A 17,729-nucleotide genomic window follows, 5' to 3' on the forward strand; every position below is an offset into this window, starting at 1 on the left:
CGCCGGGCCACGCCAGCGGACGTCACGCCACCCGGGCGGAACCTTCGGGCCGCTCGGCCTGGGCGCTCTCCGGCAGCGACACCGGCGCGGGCGCGGGAGGCCGGCCGTAGGGGAAGTAGTCCTTCAGCTTGAGCATGTGCTTCTCGAAGAGGTTCCAGCTCACCAGCGCCAGCCCCAGCGAGAGCCCCGCGGCCACGACGTAGAACAGCAACTGCATGGGCAGGTCCGAGCCCGCCACCGTCTTCAGCGGCGTCTTCAGCACCGTGCGCCGCAGGATGGCGTCCAGCGGCGAGTGGATGAGGTAGATGGCGTAGCTGTACTTGCCGAAGGTGAGCAGCAGCCGCGTCGTGAGGAAGCGGTGCAGGACGTGGCCCTTGGAGACGGCCACCGCCTTGTACACGCACACGGCGTAGAGGACGGCGATGGCGGTGTAGCCCCCGGTGCGCTTCACCAGCTCGAAGGTGGGGCCCACCGGCAGCACCACCAGGGCCAGCACCACCGGCACCGAGGCCCAGGCCGCCCAGCGCATCCACGGGAAGGCCTTCAGGCCCAGCCCCTCCGGGTGGCGCAGCGCCATGGCCAGCAGGCCGCCCATGGCCAGCGAGTCCACGCGGCAGCACGTCACCACGTAGGTGCTCTCGATGCTGGCCCCGTACAGCGTGAGCCCCACGCGCGCCAGGATGGCCACCGCGATGGTGGCGACGCACAGCCGGATGGCGCCCCGGTACGACACCGCGGCGATGAGGAAGGGCCAGACGATGTAGAACTGCTCCTCGATGGCCAGCGACCACACCACGCCCAGGATGGGGTGCGTCGTGTCCACCCAGAGCTGGTAGAAGTTGGAGAGGTACAGCAGGTACCAGACGGCGCCGTCGGTGGTGATGCGCTCGTCCAGCCCCAGCCGGCCCGCCAGCGACGGCAGCACCAGGAACGACACCGCCAGCGCCAGGTAGTAGAGCGGGAAGATGCGCAGGAAGCGGCGCATGTAGAAGTTGCGGAAGAAGTACGGCTGTCCCTTCGCCTCCCAGAGGATGCCGGTGATGAGGAAGCCGGAGAGGACGAAGAACAGGTCCACGCCCGTCCAGCCGGCGCCGGCCAGCCACCACGTCACGCGCCCCGCCACGCTCTGGTCGCTCAGGTGCGTCGTGTGGAAGAACACCACCAGCAGGACGGCGAGACCTCGCACGCCATCCAGCACGGGCAGGTGGCCCTGCAGGCGCGGAGCGTGCGCCGCGGGCACATCCCCACGGCCAGAGTTCAAGGACATGAAAAGTCTCTTACCAACAACGACTGTCATTCAACAAGACCACCACCCGGCGTGCGTGGGATTGCGGTGCGGGGTGTCCGTCCCGCCACCAGGCAGCCGGGCGCGGGAAAAACGCACGCGCGCGTGAAACTCCCGCGCCGCTCGTGACACCTTGGTGCCGTGGCCCTCCTTTCCGCGGTGAAGATGGTGCTGGCAGGTGCGCCCCCGTCCGACACGGACCGGGAGCGGACGCTGCTGCGCCGCGCGCGCACGGGCGACCCCGTGGCCTTCCGCTGGCTGTTCGAACGGCACGCCGCCGGAGTGTGGCGCTTCCTCAAGGACCTGCTGCGCGACGAGGCCGCGGCGGATGAGGCCACGCAGGAGACCTTCGTCCGCGCCCATGCGCGGCTGGGCGCGCTCCGCGACGAGGACCGGCTGGGCGCGTGGCTCCTGGGCATCGCCCGGCACGTCTACCTGGAGTCGCTGCGACACCGGGGGGTCCACGTGGACATGGACGACGAGGTCCATGGCAGCCAGGTGGAGGCGGTGCTGCCCACGCCCACGCCGGAGGACCTGCTGCTGGACCGGGAGCTGGAGGGGCTGCTGGCGGGCGCGCTGGGGGCGCTGCGCGAGGACCGGCGCGCGGCGCTGCTGCTGCGCATCGACCACGGCCTCCCCTACGAGGAGATTTCAGCGGTGATGGGCTGGTCGCTCCAGAAGGTGAAGAACGAAATCCACCGCGCGCGGCTCCAACTGCGCGAACAGCTCGCCGCGCACGTCGGAGGCAGGCCGTGAGCACTTGTCGCGAAGCCGAACTGGACGCGCTGCTGGCCGGCGAGCTCTCCCCCGAGGACACCGCGCGGGTCCGCGCGCACGCCAACGCCTGCCCCGCCTGTCAGCACGCGCTGAGCTGGCTGCGGGCGGAGCGCGGGTGGATGGCCCAGCGCGCGCGGCGCCTGCCCGCCCGGCCCGCGTTGGACTTCGCCGCGCTGGAGGCCCGGCTGCGCAAGCCCGCGGCGGCGCGGCCCGAGCCGTCGAAGGTGAGCTGGCGGCACTGGGGGAAGATGCTGACCGCCGCGATGGCGTCCGTGGCCTTCGTGGGCCTCACCACCCTCCAGGTGACGCGCGGCCCCAGCCCCGACGAGCGGTGGGCTCACCCCGACACGCTCGCCACCACCTCGCTGACCGTCGACTGGTGTGACGACCCCTCGCGCGAAGCGGTGGCGGCGCTGGAGGCCCGCGTGGGGGCCTGCCTGGTGGCCTCCCCCCTGCTGCCCCTGCGCTGAGACGCACCGCGCGGCGGGCTACGGCGCCGGCGGCGTCAGCAGGCCCTCGGCGTACTCCACGGCCTCCGCCGCCTGCACCAGGCCCTCGCCGTAGTTCGGATCCCACCCGGTGGGCCCCAGGTCCCGGGCCGTCTCGAGCAGGGCGCTGCGCACCATCTCCGCGTCGAGCTGCTCGGGATTCAGGCTCCACACCAGGGCCGCCACGCCGGTCACGTGCGGCGTGGCCATGGAGGTGCCCGTCTGCAGCGTGTAGTCCAGGCCGTTGACGTCCAACGACACCTCCTGTCCCACCATCCCGCGCAGGATGTTGGCCGACTCCAGGGACACGGACACGGTGGGCACCCACCGCGAGGACGGGCCGTTGAGCGTGAAGTTGCCCGCGCCCTCCTCGGCGGTGTGGTTGCCGATGATGACGGCCTTCGCGCCGGCCTGGATGGCGTTGCGCACCTTCTCCTCGAAGAGGATGCCGCCGCCGCGGTCCACGTAGGCGACGAAGCCATCACAGGTGGCGGCCTCTCCACAGTCGGAGATGCTGCCGCCCAGGCCGCAGTCCACCATCCGCCCCGAATAGGCGCCCACGGCCGAGTACTCCAGGGGATTGGACGCGAACTGCTGCCCGCTCGCGGCCACCTCGCCGTACGGCGCTCCTCCGAGGATGGTGGCGCTCAGCACGCCCACGCCGGGGCCCACCAGGTTGGTGCCCTCGCCGTACTGGGAGAAGCTGGCCCACTCCCCCGCGAACGTCACCGCGCCCACGCCCACCACGGAGTCGTACCGGGCCGGGTAGGCCACCTTGTTCGCTCCCGAGTTCCCCGTCGCCGCGATGGCCAGCACGCCATTCGCCCTGGCCAGGTCGAAGGCCTCCTTCTCGGCCGTGTTCTCCGACGAGGCGCCCAGCGACAGCGACACGATGTTCGCCCCCTGCTGCTGGCACCACTCGAGCGCGGCGATGACGTCGTCGGTGTTGCCCGAGCCACGCTCATTCAGCACGCGCGCGATGAGCAGCGACGTGGTGGGGGCCACGCCCACCGTGCCGTTGGGGTCATCACCCAGGCGCACGCGGCCGCCCGCGCCCAACTGCGCGGCGATGGTGGCCGCGGTGTGCGTGCCGTGACCGCCGCCCCACAGCAGCACGTTGCCCGCCACGTCGACCTGCGCGTCCAGCGCCAGCGCGTTGGCGGAGCCGCTGATGAAGTCCTTGCCGCCGATGAAGGCCGCTTGGAGCTCCGGGTGGCGGTTGTCCCAGCCACTGTCGATGACACACACCTTGATGCCCGTGCCCGAAGGCCGGCCCTCGTCGAGGACGCCGTCGTTGTTCGCGTCCCAGACCTGGTTGGCCTGCACCATCTTCAGGCCCTCGGTGTACTCGCCCACGGAGCCGACGGTGTTGGGCGCCGGCCGCGGCTCGGCGCCCAGGAGCGCCTGCGCGGGCAACGGCGGCCGCGACAGGCCCAGGGCATGCACCTTGCGGTTGGGCGACACCGACACCACGTCCGGATTCCGGGCGAGCGCCTCGCGCGCCTCGGGTGACAGCCGCGCGGACAGCATGTTCAGCGAGGGGATGCGCCGCCTCACGACGCCCCCGGCGCGCGTCACCTCGTCGGCGAAGGCGTCCGTGTTGGCCTGGGCGGTGGCGAAGACGCGCTGGCGGAAGGAGATGATGACGTCCTGCGCGCCATCCTCCGCCGGCAGGGCCGCGGAGCTGTACGCGGCGGACGAGCTCATCGGTGGCAGGGACATCGCCTCGGTGCCGGGGCACGGCTCGGGCTTGTCATCCGAACCACCACATGCCATCAGCCCACCGACCAGACCCAGCCAGGCGTAACGCTTCATTTCACGCTCCTCGAGTGCCCCGTCCAGCAGGCGTCGCACGGCACGGCGCGGCTGGTGGATTTCCAGGGACGCGCGTGAACGGAAGGACACCTGCATCCGTTCCCGGAGCGCAAGTTAACCACGTCGGAGCACCAACCGCTCGCGCCCCTGTTCGCGGCAGGACGCGCGGGGCGGGCAGCCGTCGGATGTGGGCGTGCGGCACCGGACGCTCCCATCGAGGGAGCGTCCGCCCCTTCACGCCTCGGCCGGGTCCACGCCGAAGACGCGGAGCGCGTCGGCGGCGTACACGTCGAGCTGCCGCTGCGTCTCCGCGGCGTCCCAGCCCAGCCGGGGCGCCATGACCTCGGCCGCCACGCGCGCCGCGGCGTGGCCCTGGTCGCGCGTCTCGAAGGCCACCTTGAGACGGCGGATGAGCAGGTCCGACAGCGTGTGCACCAGCTCGTGGGTGACGCCCCAGGCGGCCTCGGCGGCCCGGTAGGGCAGGCCCTCGGCCAGCGGCCTGGCCAGCGACGTGTCCTCCTGGGTGAGGGCCCACACGCGGCGCCAGCGGCTGCCGTAGGCGCGCACCAGGTGGACGGCCGTGGCGTCGTCCCCCACCTCGGCGCGCGCCGCGGCGAACTCGGCGTCCAGCGCGCGGATGTCGCCGCCGGGCAGGGGCAGCGAGTCCGTGGGCGAGCGGCGACGAGGCTGCCCCAGGCGGCGCTCCACCGCGTCCACCACGTCGCGCGCCATGACGCGGTAGGTGGTGAGCTTGCCCCCGCTGATGGCGAGCACCCCGGACGGGCTCACGTCGATGGCGTGCTCCCGGCTGGCGCTGCCCGCGTCGGCCTGCGTGCCGTGATAGCCGCTGGCCACCAGGGGCCGGATGCCGGCCCACGCGCTCACCACGTCCGCGCGGGTGAGGCGCGCCTCGGGGAAGAAGGCGTTGGCGGACTCCAGCAGGTAGGCCACGTCGCTCTCGCTGGCGCGGACCTCCGCGGGGTGCGCGCGCGTGGCCGTCTCCGTGGTGCCGATGATGGTGAAGTTGCCGGCGGGCAGCACGAACATGACCCGGCCGTCCTTGGGGGACAGCAGCGTGAAGGCGTCGCGGTGATTCACGCGCTCGCGCGGCACGGCGAGGTGGACACCCTTGCTGCCGCGCACGGCCGGGCTCGTCCCATCCGGCGCATCCAGCCGGCGGATTTCATCGCTCCACGGGCCCGTGGCGTTGACGATGACCCGGGCGCGCACGGTGACCTCCTCGCCGGTGAGGTGGTCCACCACCGTGGCGCCGCGCGCCTGCCCCTGCTCCAGGACCAGGCCCTTCACGGAGGCGTGGTTGAGGACGGTGGCCCCCGCCTCGGAGGCGCCCACGGCGTTGGCCAGGGTGAGGCGCGCGTCGTCGGTGGCGGCGTCGTAGTAGCGGGCGCCGCCCTTGAGGTGGTCCGTGCGCAGGCCCGGCTCGGCCGCGTGCACCTGCCGCGCGTTGAGCCGGCGGTAGCCCTTCACGTTCCGGAAGAGGGACAGGGCGTCGTACAGCATGAGGCCCGCGTTGAGCTTCCAGCGCGGCACGCGGGCGCCCGCGTACACGGGCCAGATGAAGGCGAGCGGGCGCACCAGGTGCGGCGCGAGCCGCAGCAGGCGCTGGCGCTCGATGCTGGACTCGAAGACGAGCCCCAGGTGGCCATGCTCCAGGTAGCGCAGGCCCCCGTGGATGAGCCGGGACGAGCGGCTGGAGGTGCCGCTGGCGAAGTCCTCACGCTCGACGAGGGCGACCTTCAGGCCCCGGAGCGCGGCGTCCCGCGCGGAGCCCGCGCCGGTGACGCCGCCACCGATGATGAGGACGTCGAAGGGCTCCGTGGCCAGGGCGCGCAGGCGCTCGGCACGGGACGGCGGGGGGGGCGCGACAGCTTCGGAGGCGACACGGCTGAGCGCGGCGGATTCGGAACGCACGGCATAAGTGTAGCGACGTTGGCCGGCGAGGGCAGCGGAAACCAATGCGCTGCGTCAAGCGCGATACATGGAGCGCGCCCGCGGGTGTTGGAGAGCCGTCCATCCGTGGGGGACGGCGCCTTGCGCGTCCGGATGAAGACAGATAGGAGGCGGCCGACCCCTCCCCTTGCCCCGGGCTCCACGGCCTTGCTGAACCCCCACGACCGACGCGACCTGGCCAGCCTGGGACTGATGGTCCTGGTGTACGGGCTCGCCGCGGCGCCGGTGCTGCACGCCGTGGTGGCGCATGGCGGCGGGGGGCATCACCACCCTCATCACGCCCATTCACACCCGCACGGGCACGCTCACGCGCACGGTGCGCACACCCACTCCGGCGGCGACGGCGCGGAGGCGCCGGCCCCCGACGATGAGCAGCAGCGCGGGCACGAGCACCCAGCGGGCTCCGTGGAGCACCTGCACGCGGTGGCGGTGGCCTGGGCGGTGATGAAGCCGCCGCGCGTGCGTGAGGTGTCGTGGCTGGCGGAAGTCCAGCGGGGCCTCTCGCGGGCGCCGGGCTCCGCGGTGCGCCCGACGGCGATGCCGCAAGGCCCATAGCCGGCGTCCACCGCACGCAGCCAGCGCGGGGAGCCACGCGTGCGAGGCACGCATGGGTCCGTGTGCCTTGCTTGCCCATTCCGCCCTGAACCCCGTCCCGGTGAGGCCAATGCCCGAGGCATCGTGTGACGCGCGAAGTGCTGCGCGTGGATGCGACGCCGAAGCGAAGGGCCTGCGCCGCCGTGCGTCCGTACGTGCCCGTGCTCCTCGTTACCGCGCTGTCGTCGTGTGTCCTCGCCCTGTCGCCCTCGGACCGTCCGCGGGTCGCGGCACGGGAGTGGGCTCTCGTGTCAGCGCTTCCCGAAGACAGCGCGACGCCAAACCCCAGCGTGAGGTCAGGCGACGCGACGGGCGGAGCTACGACATCCGAGGCCAACAAGCCCGAACGGCGCCATCAGCAACATCCCGTCGGCCCAACTGGTGACGCGGCATACGGAGCGGACACATCCGAGACCACCGAGCCCGGCTCCGCCCGCAGGCAACACCCCACCGAGCAGACAGACGGCGAAGCAACGGCGACAGTCACCGCCCCGTCCACCGTAACCTCCGACAACGAGGCCGAGGCCGCTCCGTCAAAGTCCACGGTGGTACGCGGCGCGCGCCCCGCGCAGAGCGCCTCCGAGGTGACGCTGGGCCGGGACATCCTGGACGCGGCGCCGCGCCGGAACGCGGTGGACCTCCTGCGCGCCGTCCCCGGCCTCGTGGCCTCGCAGCACAGCGGCGAAGGCAAGGCGCAGCAGCTCTTCCTCCGAGGCTTCGACGCGCTCCACGGCCAGGACGTCGAGCTCGACGTGGGCGGCCTGCCGGTGAACGAGGTGAGCCACATCCACGCGCTGGGCTACGCGGACCTCAACTTCGTCATCCCGGAGGTCGTGCAATCGATTGAGGTGACGGAGGGCTCCTACCGCGCGGCCCAGGGCGACTTCGCCGTCGCGGGGACGGTGCGCATGGACCTGGGCGTCGCCGAGCCTGGCGTCCAGCTCCTGGGCACGCTGGGCCAGTACGGCCAGCGCCGGCTGGTCGCCACGGTGCGGCCGGGAGAGGACGCGGGGACCTTCGCCGCGGTGGAGCTGGGAGAAGGCAGGGGCTTTGGCCCCCAGCGAGGCTACGGCCGCGCCTCTCTCCTCGCGCAGGCCACCACGACCTTCGGGGACGGGCTGACGGTCCGAGCGCTGGGAGGCAGCTACGTCACGCGCTTCGACTCGCCGGGCGTGGTGCGCGAGGACGACCTGCTCGCGGGCCGCAGCGACTTCTTCTCCGCCGAGCTGGGCCGGCAGGGTGGCTCGGTGTCACGGCACCAGCTCCTGCTCGGGATGGACCTGCCGCGCACGGGGAACGGGCGCACGAAGCTGGAGGTCTTCGGCATCCTGTCGGACCTGCGGCTGCGCAACAACTTCACCGGCTTCCGCGTCGACGAGCGCGGTGACGGCTTGGAGCAGACGAACAACGCCACCACGCTGGGCGCGCGCGCCGAGCATCGGAGGTCCGTGAGTGCCTTCGGCCGCCCGGTGGCGCTGGAGCTCGGATTGGGCGCGCGGCGGGACAGCGTGGAGCAGACGCAGCGGCGTTACCGCGAGTCCGACGGCACCTTCTTCTCCGACGAGATTGACGCCGCCTTCACCCAGACGGACGTCTGGGGCTGGGCCGAGGCCCGCATGCCCCTGGGTCGCTGGTCCTTCCGCCTGGGCGGCCGCGCGGACGCGCTGGGCGTGGAGGTCTTCGACGCGCTCGCGTTCAGGGACCCGCGCTACTACGACGGGCAGGGCTATTCACGCAGCGCCTTCGGCGTCCACCTGGGCGCGAAGGCAGGCGTGGAGTACGCGCTGGGAGACGACGCGGACGCGTGGCGCCTGTTCGCCAGCTACGGTGATGGCTTCCGCTCGCCCCAGGCGCGCAGCCTCTCGGAAGGCGAGCGCGCCCCCTTCGTCTCCCTCCGAGGCGCGGAGCTCGGCTCGCGCAAGGACGGCGAGCACTGGGCCCTGCAGCTCAGCCTCTTCGGCTCGCAGGTGGACAACGACTTCTTCTTCGACCACACGGTGGGCACCACCGTGTACACGGGACAGACGCTGCGCTCGGGCATCTCCGCCGCGCTCCAGGCCCGCCCGCTGCCGGGGCTCGTCGCGTCGGTGAGCGCCACCTTCGCCCATGCCTACGTGCGGGCCTCGGATGCGCTGCTGCCCTACTTCGCGCCCTTCGTCGCGCGCGCCGACGTGGGCTGGGATGGTCCGCTGCCATGGGCGTGGCTCGGGGGCGGCACGCTGTCCGTGGGCACGGGGCTCACCTTCATCGGCCCGCGCCCGCTCCCCTTCAGCGAGCGCAGCGCGCCCGTGTTCCTCGCGGACGCGCACATCGCCATCCGCCGGGGCGAGCTGGGACTGCGGCTGGAGGTCTCGAACCTGCTCGACGCGCGCTGGCGGGACGGCGAGTTCGTCTACGGCTCGCGCTTCGACCCTGGCGCCGCGGCGAGCCTCGTCCCGGCACGGCATTTCACCGCGGGGTCGCCACGGATGGCCTCGCTCTCCCTGGAGGTCCACCTATGAATCGCAGACACATCCTCTCCGGCGCGCTGGCGCTGGCCGCCGCGGCCACGGTCCTGAGCGGCTGTGGCAGCGAAGCGGAGCGGCGCACCTTCCCCGTGGAGGTGACCTCCACGCCCATGTCCGGCGCCAACGAGCGGGGCTGGACGGTGACGGTGGAGTCCGCGCACCTCTCCGTGGGGCCGGTGCGGTTCTTCGAGGGCCGCGCCCTGACGGCCCACCGCTTCGACTGGTACACCCTCATCGGCGGCACGGCCCACGCGCACCCGGGCCACTACGCGCCGGGCGACGCGCTGGCCGAAGTGCTGACGACCCACACCGTGGACCTGCTCACGGGCGCCACGCTGGGCGACGCGAGCGCGGTGACGGGAGAGTACGGCTCCCTGGAGCTCACGCTGACGGCGCCCACGTCCACCACCGACGCGCAGGGCGTGCTGGGCGGCCATGCGATGCGCGTGCGGGGCACGGCGCGCAACGCGGAGGGCGCCGAGCGGCCCTTCGAGGCGACGGCCAGCCTGCCCAAGCCCATCCAGGGCGTGCGCTTCGAGAAGTCCCTGGGGATGGAGGCGGGCCGCGTGCGCATCGCCGTCAACCTGGGGACGTGGCTGGGCCGCATCGACTTCGCCACCGCGACCGATTCGGACGCGGATGGCGTCTACACCTTCCCCGCCGACAGCCAGGCGCAGAACGCGCTGATGCGCGGCGTGGAAGACACCACTGCCTACGTCGTGACGTGGGTGGAAGGAGCTGCGCAATGAAGAAGTGGATGCTGGGGCTTTCCTGTCTGGGACTGATGGCGTGCAGCGACGGCGCGGGCACGGTGACGTTCACCACCTACGGCGAGGACTACATCGAGCAGGAGATTCCCGCCGCCGTGGGTGACGAGGACGGCATCGTGGACGGCTGGACGGTGCGCTTCAGCAAGTTCCTCGTGGTGCTCGGCGAGGTGAAGGCCGGCAACCACGATGAGACGGTCATCGAGATGACGCAGGCCCGGGTGTTCGACGTGCACAAGCCCGGCCCGGTGGTGGTGGAGACGTTCCGCGACGTGCCAGCCCAGGAGTGGGACCACGTCAGCTTCGCCATCGCCCCCAATGCCAACGCCGTCGCGGGCAACGCGGACGCCGCGGACGTCACGCGGATGAAGGACGGCGGCTACTCCGTCTACCTGGAGGGCACGGCGACCCAGGGCGCGGAGACCAAGCGCTTCGCCTGGGGCTTCAACACCAACACCGTCTACGAGCACTGTGAGAGCCCGGGGCTGGGCGCGGGCGTGACGGTGCCCAAGGACGGCGAGGAGACGGTGCAGCTCACCATCCACGGCGACCACCTCTTCTTCGACGACCTCCAGTCGCCGGACGCGCAGATGCGCTTCGACGCGCTGGCCGCCGCGGACAGCCTGGGCATCGCGGGCCCTGACGGGGAGGTGACGCTCGAGGAGCTGGCGGCGGTGGACCTGACGGAGCTGCCGTCGGGCCAGTACGGCACGGGCGGCGTGGGCAACGTCCGGACGCTGCGCGACTTCATCACGGCGCTGACGCGCAACCTGGGGCACTACCGCGGCGAGGGGGAGTGCGAGCCCCGAGCGCGCTGACCACGCGGAGGGATGCTGGCGCGGTGGCACGGCACGAGCGGCCGGCCACCGCGCCAGCATGAGTCCCCAGGCCCGGGGCCGACCCTCCCCAGGCCTGGAGCCTTCAAAGCTCAGCTCTTGTTGTGCGAGGAGCCGGACGAGTTCGCCGCGGAGTTACCGCCCATCGAGTTGTTCCCGCCGCTGTTGCTCCCGCCGTTCGGGTTGTTGCCCGGGTGCCGAGGGCTGTTCGGGTTCATTTGGTTGGAGCGGTTGTCCTGCGACGCCTTGTGCGCGGGGTTGTTGGGGTTCTTCGTGTTGGCGCGCTGGTCGTTCTGGTTCTTGCCGCTGTCCTTGCTCATGGACCTACCTCGGGAGTCCCCAAGCGAAAGTGCCGGGGAGGCTCGAAACTAAGAAGCGACCCAGGCGGGAACACTCGTGCGGAAGTGTTCATCTGATGTCGGGAAGCACACGACATCGAACGTCGGCAGGCACGGACCGTTGGCGCCACGGAGTCGCGGGATGCGGCGGCGTTCGCGGGTGCCTACCTCCAGCCCCAGGAGGTGAAACGGGGGTGAGAACGGTAACGTACGAGCGCAGCGGGCGAACCAACACGGGCGCGCAGGCGCTCCGGTTGGAGGGCATGAAGCACCTGAGGGTGCTGGAGCAGGGCGAGGTCGTCAGCGAGCGCGCCCTGACAGAAGCTGAAATCCAGCGCCTGGGCCCACTCTTCGAGCAAGCCAGCCGGGACACCGCTCCCGCGGTCCTGGTGCCCCAGGCCGACGGCCCCGAGGGCCTGGCGGTGACGCTCGCCTACGAGGACGAGGAGTCTCCCCGGGTTCGCGTGGCCGCCGAGCGGCTTCCCGCCCGGGGCGCTGGCCGCCTCTACGACGCCCTGCTCGAGGAGTTGGACCGCTTGTTGACCTCCGAGCTTCACGCCCGGGCGCCCCGACACGCGCACGCGGTGTTGCCTCACCAACTGCGCGAAGAGGAGCAGTAGGGCCTCGGCGTCAGCCGCCCCGGGATTGGACCTGCTGGTGGGCCGCTCATCGGGCGGGCGGAAGCGGAGCGCCGGCCAGAGTTGCTGGCGAGCGCCGGTTCTGTGAAGAGAAGGGCATGAGGCGCGTGCAGTTGTCCGTGCATCGCACGGTGGGAGAAGCGCGGCTGTTGGCGGGCGCGTTGGAAGCCATGGGCGTGTCAGTGGAGGTGCGCGGGGAAGCCCTCGCCCCACTGAGCGGCGAGATTCCGAGCGCGGAGACCTGGATTGAGCTCTGGGTGGAGCCGCGCGAGCTCGAGCACGCGAAGGGGCTCCTGGCGGAGCTCCGGGAGAACCAGGAGCAGGCCGAGCGGTCGGTGGAGTGTCCCCGGTGCCGCGAAGAGAACCCCGGCAACTTCGAGCTGTGTTGGAGCTGTGGCCTGGAGCTGCCCTCGGGGCTACGTCCAAGACTGCGGGCAGTGTAGTAGCAGGACACGCGGAGGGGTGGAGCGCCCCTCGGGGAGATGTGGAAGTGCGGGAAGCAGCGGGAGCGCGTCGCCACCTGTGGAGCCGAGGAACACGCAGCCTGCTGGCCGTGTGCATCGTGGCGACGCTCATCCACCTCATTCCGCTCCTGCTCCCCCGGAACATGCCCGAGCAGCAGCTCTCCATCGCTCGAGCCATGCCGAGCGTGTCGCAGCGAGTCCCCTTCCTGCGTCCCCTCAAGGACGATGCGAAGGCCACCCCAGCGGAGCTACGGGAGGCCGCTGCGCTGCTGCTGGACGGCGCCCCGGATGACGCCCATACGCTGGCCTTGGAGGCCGAGCGCCGCGGTCCCCAGGAGGTGGAGACCCAGCTCCTGTTGGCGAGGATTTGCGACGTGGAGCGGATGAGCCGGTGCGTGAGCGCCTCCCTGGCGCGAGCGGAGGCGCTGGCACCACGGGATGCACGCCCGGAGCTCCTTCGAGCCGAGCTCCAGGAGAAGGACGGGAACGTCGAGGGTGCGGCCGAATCGATGGAGCGAGCCCATGGCAAGGCCCCTGGCGACCCGCTCGTGGGCCTGCGCTATGCGCACCTGCTGAGCGCGGCGGAGCGAGGGGACGAGGCACTGGCGGTGCTTCGGAAGCTCGAGGGGCGGATTCCGCACGCCAGGCTCCTGGTGGAACAGGGCCGGGTGCACAGCCGGGAGGGGCACGACGCGGAGGCGGTGAAGCTGTTCCGGGAGGCGGTGGCGGAGGATCCCAAGCTGAGCATGGGCTACTTCGAACTCGGACTCGCGTGGCACCGGTTGGGCAAGATGGACACCGCGGAAGAGGCCTTGCGGCAGGCGGACCGGCTGGACATGGCGGACCCGAAGGCGCTCGCGGCCCTCTGCGCGATTCAGCTCAAGGAGCGGCGCATCGACGACGCCCGGCTGACGCGGATGGACCTGGAGCGCCGCTTTTCCGGGCAGCCGGAGTTGATTCGCCAGTCCTGCAGCCTTCCCTGACACACTGGGCCAAGCGGCCTACCCGCGAGGCTCGATGCCACGTATCTGCCTGAGCATGCGAGCGGAGGCCTTCACCTCCGTGTCCACGGCGCCGTCGACCCGTTCGGTGCGGACGACGGCCAGGAGATAGGGAATGGCCTCCGCATCGCGCTCCTGATGGAAGAGCAGCTCCCCCAACGCAAACCGGGCCCGGGTGAGCAGGACGATGTCCTCGGCGGCGACAGCGGCATCAATGGCGTCGCTGAGCGCGGATTCGGCCAGTTCGGGCTGATTCCGCGCGAGGAGCTCACGGGCGCGCTGGATGTGTTCGTCGACGTTCATGTGAGCGGGCGCAAGGCACAACGAGGTGGGGACGCGGGCCTCCTCGCCGGGATATGGGTGACGGCCCATGGACGAGAAGCGAATCGCCGAGCTGGAAATCCGCTACATGCACCAGCAGGAGCTGCTGCAGGAGCTCAGTGGCGTGCTGTACGAACAGCAGAAGGTCATCGACCAGCTCAGGGCGGAGGTGGAGCGGCTCAAGCAGAAGCTGGAAGCCGAGCCCGGCCTGGTGGACGCCCGTCAGGACGAGCGCCCACCGCATTACTGAGGCTCAGAACTTGTAGCCGAGACGCAAGCCGATGGTGGGGTTGGGCTCCAGGTAGCCCACCTCGAGGCCGATGCTCGCGGCCTTCCCCTGAAGGCCAAAGCCGAACGCGGCGTGCGCGCGGAAGGTATCTCCGCGACCGAAGACGAGCCAGGGACCGGCCATGCCTTCGATGTAGACACCTGACTTGCGGAGGTTCGCGCGCAGGACCAGGTCCACGGGCACACCAATGTCGTTGCCCTCGGTGATGAGCATCGCGCCAAAGCGAGCGCCGACGGTCAGGGGCCCTGCGAGCGGCGTCTCGACGCCGAGGGTGAAGTTGAAGGCCGCGCTCTCATCAATCCAATAGTCAGCCCCAAGCCCGACACGAACCGCCGCCTCGGACTTCGTGGGAACGAGGAAGAGGCCGGCCGCGAGCAGCGCGCCAAGGCAAGGACGAAGCAGCTTCATTCGAGAGGCTCCTCTCAACACAGCGGGGGGAAACCTCACTCAACCAAGCCGAGCGCGGCGAAGCCAGTCACACGGCGAATCAATTCGGCAAAGCCAGCCTCAACGGAAGTCAGTGACTCACAGCGGACGTGGTGCGTGCAGGCCACGACGCCCCTTCATCACCGCCGCCGCTCGCGGATGAGCGCGATGCCTTGGCGAACTCAACGGAACCGTGGACGCGGTGGAGAAAGGGGCGACGCGGGCCGAGCACGTGCTGGCCACGGTGGCGGCGCTGCTGGCCGTGGGTGCCGTGCGCCGGCTGCGGGCCCGGCGGTGAAACCACCTGGTGCCAGCAGCCCCCCGGAGTCTGCACGGGGCCCCAAATACGAAAGCCCCCGGTGTCCACGAGGGACACCGGGGGCTTTCCAAAAAGAATCCGGCAGCGACCTACTCTCCCGCGCGGTTTCCCGCGAAGTACCATCGGCTCTGGAGGGCTTAACTTCCGTGTTCGGGATGGGAACGGGTGGGACCCCTCCGACATAGCCACCGGAAAATCAGCGACAGTGCATACAAAGGGTAAGTTTCAATTCATTGCTGAGCGAATGTCTCGCTGTGCGTTTCAAGTCTTCCAGGCGAGTGCGTGAAGCACTCGAGCCTCGGCCTTGGCCCCGAGTCCCTTACTCCCCACGAGGGGGCATGCAAGAGAATGGGGAAAGTAAGCCTCACGACCAATTAGTACCGGTTAGCTGAACGTGTTACCACGCTTACACACCCGGCCTATCAACGTCGTAGTCTTCGACAGGTCTTCAGGGGCTTGCGCCCGGGATACCTGGTCTTGAGGTCGGTTTCCCGCTTAGATGCTTTCAGCGGTTATCCAATCGGCACATGGCTACCCAGCGATGCCTCTGGCGAGACAACTGGTACACCAGCGGTGCCTCCAACCCGGTCCTCTCGTACTAAGGTCAGAGCCTCTCAAGTATCCTACGCCCACAGCAGATAGGGACCAAACTGTCTCACGACGTTTTGAACCCAGCTCGCGTACCGCTTTAATTGGCGAACAGCCAAACCCTTGGGACCTGCTCCAGCCCCAGGATGCGATGAGCCGACATCGAGGTGCCAAACCTCCCCGTCGATGTGAACTCTTGGGGGAGATAAGCCTGTTATCCCCGGAGTACCTTTTATCCGTTGAGCGATGGCCCTTCCATTCAGGACCACCGGATCACTATGACCTGCTTTCGCACCTGCTCGACGTGTCCGTCTCGCAGTCAAGCTCCCTTATGCCATTGCACTCGACGCCCGGTTTCCAATCGGGCTGAGGGAACCATCGCGCGCCTCCGTTACTTTTTGGGAGGCGACCGCCCCAGTCAAACTACCCACCAGACAGTGTCCCAATCCCGGCTGACGGGACATGGTTAGACACCAGAAATCAACAGGGTGGTATTTCACCGTTGCCTCCACCGAACCTAGCGGCCCGGCTTCAAAGGCTCCCACCTATCCTACACAGTCAATCCCTAGTGTCACTGTCAAGTTATAGTAAAGGTTCACGGGGTCTTTCCGTCTTGCTGCGGGTAAACTGCATCGGCACAGCTATTTCAATTTCGCTGAGTCCCTCTCCGAGACAGCGCGGAAGTCGTTACTCCATTCGTGCAGGTCGGAACTTACCCGACAAGGAATTTCGCTACCTTAGGACCGTTATAGTTACGGCCGCCGTTTACTGGGGCTTCGGATCATCGCTTCACCTTGCGGCTGACGAATCCCCTTAACCTTCCAGCACCGGGCAGGAGTCAGACCCTATACGTCGGCTTGTCGCCTTCGCAGAGTCCTGTGTTTTTGGTAAACAGTCGCTACCGCCATTTCTCTGCAACCTCTCTCGGCTTCGGCTGTACGCCTACACCTACCAGAGGCCCACCTTCTTCCGAAGTTACGGTGGAAATTTGCCTAGTTCCTTGGAGGAGAGTTCTCTCAAGCGCCTTAGGATTTTCTCCTCGCCCACCTGTGTCGGTTTACGGTACGGACACCCTGTAAGCTCCCTACGGGACTTTTCTTGGAAGCAGAGCATCAGCGACTTACCCCTGACGGGGCGCCATGGAGTCTCGGGGATGACTGCCGCGCCTTTATTCGTACGCGACACCCCTACACCTTTAGACTGGCACAACCACCGGCCAGCTCGCCTAGCTTTCTCCGTCCTCCCTTAGTTCAACGCTCACAAGATGGTGCAGGAATATTAACCCGCTTTCCATCACCTACGCCTTTCGGCCTCGGCTTAGGTTCCGACTAACCCTGGGAAGATTAACTTGACCCAGGAAACCTTGGGCTTACGGCGAGGGGGTTTCTCACCCCCTTTATCGCTACTCATTTCGGCATCAGCACTCCCAGTCGCTCCAGCCGCCTTTTCAGTCGACCTTCGCTGCAACTGGGACGCTCCCCTACCGCCACACGCTTTACGTATGGCCCGAAGCTTCGGCACTAGTCTTGAGCCCCGTTACATTTTCGGCGCGGCCTGTCTTGACCAGTGAGCTATTACGCTTTCTTTAAAGGATGGCTGCTTCTAAGCCAACCTCCTGGTTGTCAATGACCTGCCACATCCTTTCTAGTGTTCACTTAGACTAGATTTGGGGGCCTTAGCTGTCGGTCTGGGTTATTCCCCTCTTGCCAATGGACGTTATCACCCACTGACTGCGTCCCGGGATAACAATTGCCGGCATTCGGAGTTTGGTACGGTTTGGTAATCTGGTGAGACCCCTAGCCGTTCCAGTGCTCTACCTCCGGCATTGAATTGCCCGAGCCGATACCTAAATATCTTTCGGGGAGAACCAGCTATCACGGAGTTTGATTGGCCTTTCACCCCTACACACAGCTCATCCCAGAAATTTTCAACTTTCACGGGTTCGGTCCTCCATGCGGTGTTACCCGCACTTCAACCTGGCCATGTGTAGATCACCCCGCTTCGGGTTATAATACACGCAACTATTCGCCCTGTTCGGACTCGCTTTCGCTCCGGCTCCACCTAACGGCTTAGCCTCGCTACGTATATTAAGTCGCCGAATCATGATGCAAAAGGTACGCTCTCGCACTGGGTTGCCCCGTAGTGCTCGAACTGCTTGTAGACATGCGGTTTCAGGTTCTTTGGACTCCCCTTACCGGGGTTCTTTTCACCTTTCCCTCGCGGTACTAGTTCACTATCGGTCGCCAAGGAGTATTTAGCCTTACCGGATGGTCCCGGCTGATTCAGGCAGGATTGCACGTGTCCC

Annotated in this window: 16 protein-coding genes and 2 rRNA genes (1 of these 18 only partly in view); 10 read left to right on the forward strand and 8 right to left on the reverse strand. The window is 68.8% G+C overall.

The genetic code is table 11. From position 1 onward, the window contains the following. Positions 1-22 precede the first annotated feature (22 nt). Positions 23-1,267, reverse strand: a complete 1,245-nt coding sequence (locus tag MYMAC_RS35550) for an acyltransferase family protein (protein WP_095961307.1) — start codon at positions 1,265-1,267, stop codon at positions 23-25. A gap of 159 nt (positions 1,268-1,426) precedes the next feature. Between MYMAC_RS35550 and MYMAC_RS35555 the strand changes: the two genes are divergently transcribed. Further along, positions 1,427-2,041, forward strand: a complete 615-nt coding sequence (locus tag MYMAC_RS35555; protein WP_043709860.1) for an RNA polymerase sigma factor — start codon at positions 1,427-1,429, stop codon at positions 2,039-2,041. Beyond that, positions 2,038-2,532, forward strand: coding sequence for an anti-sigma factor family protein (locus tag MYMAC_RS35560; protein ID WP_095961308.1), 495 nt, complete (start codon positions 2,038-2,040; stop codon positions 2,530-2,532). Before MYMAC_RS35555 ends, MYMAC_RS35560 begins: the two co-directional genes overlap by 4 nt. Before the next feature lie 18 nt (positions 2,533-2,550). Here MYMAC_RS35560 and MYMAC_RS35565 read toward each other — a convergent pair whose 3' ends face one another. Beyond that, entirely contained in the window at positions 2,551-4,365 is a 1,815-nt protein-coding gene (locus MYMAC_RS35565; RefSeq protein ID WP_095961798.1) for a S8 family serine peptidase, read from the reverse strand. A 234-nt stretch (positions 4,366-4,599) separates the two neighbouring features. Next, positions 4,600-6,297: a glycerol-3-phosphate dehydrogenase gene (glpD, locus tag MYMAC_RS35570; RefSeq protein WP_013937025.1), complete on the reverse strand. Its 1,698-nt coding sequence runs from the start codon at positions 6,295-6,297 to the stop codon at positions 4,600-4,602. 186 nt (positions 6,298-6,483) lie between these two features. Between glpD and MYMAC_RS35575 the strand changes: the two genes are divergently transcribed. From MYMAC_RS35575 to MYMAC_RS35590, 4 genes are all read left to right on the forward strand, one after another. Then, positions 6,484-6,891, forward strand: a complete 408-nt coding sequence (locus MYMAC_RS35575; RefSeq protein ID WP_239989221.1) for a hypothetical protein — start codon at positions 6,484-6,486, stop codon at positions 6,889-6,891. A 584-nt stretch (positions 6,892-7,475) separates the two neighbouring features. Further along, positions 7,476-9,431: a TonB-dependent receptor gene (locus MYMAC_RS35580; RefSeq protein ID WP_239989222.1), complete on the forward strand. Its 1,956-nt coding sequence runs from the start codon at positions 7,476-7,478 to the stop codon at positions 9,429-9,431. Continuing rightward, a complete protein-coding gene (locus MYMAC_RS35585; protein WP_095961309.1) occupies positions 9,428-10,186 on the forward strand; it encodes a hypothetical protein in 759 nt (252 codons plus the stop codon). The genes MYMAC_RS35580 and MYMAC_RS35585 overlap by 4 nt, the downstream gene beginning before the upstream one ends. Beyond that, positions 10,183-11,022: a hypothetical protein gene (locus tag MYMAC_RS35590; RefSeq protein ID WP_095961310.1), complete on the forward strand. Its 840-nt coding sequence runs from the start codon at positions 10,183-10,185 to the stop codon at positions 11,020-11,022. Before MYMAC_RS35585 ends, MYMAC_RS35590 begins: the two co-directional genes overlap by 4 nt. A gap of 110 nt (positions 11,023-11,132) precedes the next feature. Here the strand turns inward: MYMAC_RS35590 and MYMAC_RS35595 are convergent, their stop codons facing one another. Then, entirely contained in the window at positions 11,133-11,360 is a 228-nt protein-coding gene (locus MYMAC_RS35595; RefSeq protein ID WP_013937020.1) for a hypothetical protein, read from the reverse strand. 212 nt (positions 11,361-11,572) lie between these two features. On the opposite strand from MYMAC_RS35595, the gene MYMAC_RS35600 reads away from it, so the two are divergent. The 3 genes from MYMAC_RS35600 to MYMAC_RS35610 all read left to right on the forward strand — a co-directional run bounded on the left by MYMAC_RS35600 (position 11,573) and on the right by MYMAC_RS35610 (position 13,463). After that, positions 11,573-11,998, forward strand: a complete 426-nt coding sequence (locus tag MYMAC_RS35600; RefSeq protein ID WP_095961311.1) for a hypothetical protein — start codon at positions 11,573-11,575, stop codon at positions 11,996-11,998. Between the two features lie 116 nt (positions 11,999-12,114). Beyond that, positions 12,115-12,459: a hypothetical protein gene (locus MYMAC_RS35605; RefSeq protein ID WP_013937018.1), complete on the forward strand. Its 345-nt coding sequence runs from the start codon at positions 12,115-12,117 to the stop codon at positions 12,457-12,459. Positions 12,460-12,563: 104 nt separating this feature from the next. Continuing rightward, entirely contained in the window at positions 12,564-13,463 is a 900-nt protein-coding gene (locus MYMAC_RS35610; protein ID WP_239989664.1) for a tetratricopeptide repeat protein, read from the forward strand. 18 nt (positions 13,464-13,481) lie between these two features. Here the strand turns inward: MYMAC_RS35610 and MYMAC_RS35615 are convergent, their stop codons facing one another. After that, positions 13,482-13,784, reverse strand: a complete 303-nt coding sequence (locus MYMAC_RS35615) for a hypothetical protein (RefSeq protein ID WP_013937016.1) — start codon at positions 13,782-13,784, stop codon at positions 13,482-13,484. 67 nt (positions 13,785-13,851) lie between these two features. On the opposite strand from MYMAC_RS35615, the gene MYMAC_RS35620 reads away from it, so the two are divergent. After that, positions 13,852-14,052, forward strand: coding sequence for a SlyX family protein (locus MYMAC_RS35620; protein ID WP_013937015.1), 201 nt, complete (start codon positions 13,852-13,854; stop codon positions 14,050-14,052). 3 nt (positions 14,053-14,055) lie between these two features. On the opposite strand, the gene MYMAC_RS35625 is transcribed toward MYMAC_RS35620, so the two are convergent. From MYMAC_RS35625 to MYMAC_RS35635, 3 genes are all read right to left on the reverse strand, one after another. Then, positions 14,056-14,499: a hypothetical protein gene (locus MYMAC_RS35625; RefSeq protein WP_095961312.1), complete on the reverse strand. Its 444-nt coding sequence runs from the start codon at positions 14,497-14,499 to the stop codon at positions 14,056-14,058. Positions 14,500-14,912: 413 nt separating this feature from the next. Continuing rightward, positions 14,913-15,029 (reverse strand): 5S ribosomal RNA (gene rrf / locus MYMAC_RS35630). A 160-nt stretch (positions 15,030-15,189) separates the two neighbouring features. Then, a 23S ribosomal RNA gene (locus MYMAC_RS35635) occupies positions 15,190-17,729 on the reverse strand (it continues 423 nt past the right edge of the window).

Source organism: Corallococcus macrosporus DSM 14697, assembly GCF_002305895.1.
Taxonomy (GTDB): Bacteria; Myxococcota; Myxococcia; order Myxococcales; family Myxococcaceae; genus Myxococcus; species Myxococcus macrosporus.

Excerpts from the sequence above, each read along its gene's own strand:
- MYMAC_RS35550 (WP_095961307.1), bottom strand. The coding sequence starts at position 1,267 with ATGTCCTTGAACTCTGGCCGTGGGGATGTGCCCGCGGCGCACGCTCCG.
- MYMAC_RS35565 (WP_095961798.1), bottom strand. The coding sequence starts at position 4,365 with ATGAAGCGTTACGCCTGGCTGGGTCTGGTCGGTGGGCTGATGGCATGT.
- MYMAC_RS35585 (WP_095961309.1), top strand. The coding sequence starts at position 9,428 with ATGAATCGCAGACACATCCTCTCCGGCGCGCTGGCGCTGGCCGCCGCG.
- MYMAC_RS35590 (WP_095961310.1), top strand. The coding sequence starts at position 10,183 with ATGAAGAAGTGGATGCTGGGGCTTTCCTGTCTGGGACTGATGGCGTGC.
- MYMAC_RS35595 (WP_013937020.1), bottom strand. The coding sequence starts at position 11,360 with ATGAGCAAGGACAGCGGCAAGAACCAGAACGACCAGCGCGCCAACACG.
- MYMAC_RS35605 (WP_013937018.1), top strand. The coding sequence starts at position 12,115 with ATGAGGCGCGTGCAGTTGTCCGTGCATCGCACGGTGGGAGAAGCGCGG.
- MYMAC_RS35615 (WP_013937016.1), bottom strand. The coding sequence starts at position 13,784 with ATGAACGTCGACGAACACATCCAGCGCGCCCGTGAGCTCCTCGCGCGG.
- MYMAC_RS35620 (WP_013937015.1), top strand. The coding sequence starts at position 13,852 with ATGGACGAGAAGCGAATCGCCGAGCTGGAAATCCGCTACATGCACCAG.
- MYMAC_RS35625 (WP_095961312.1), bottom strand. The coding sequence starts at position 14,499 with ATGAAGCTGCTTCGTCCTTGCCTTGGCGCGCTGCTCGCGGCCGGCCTC.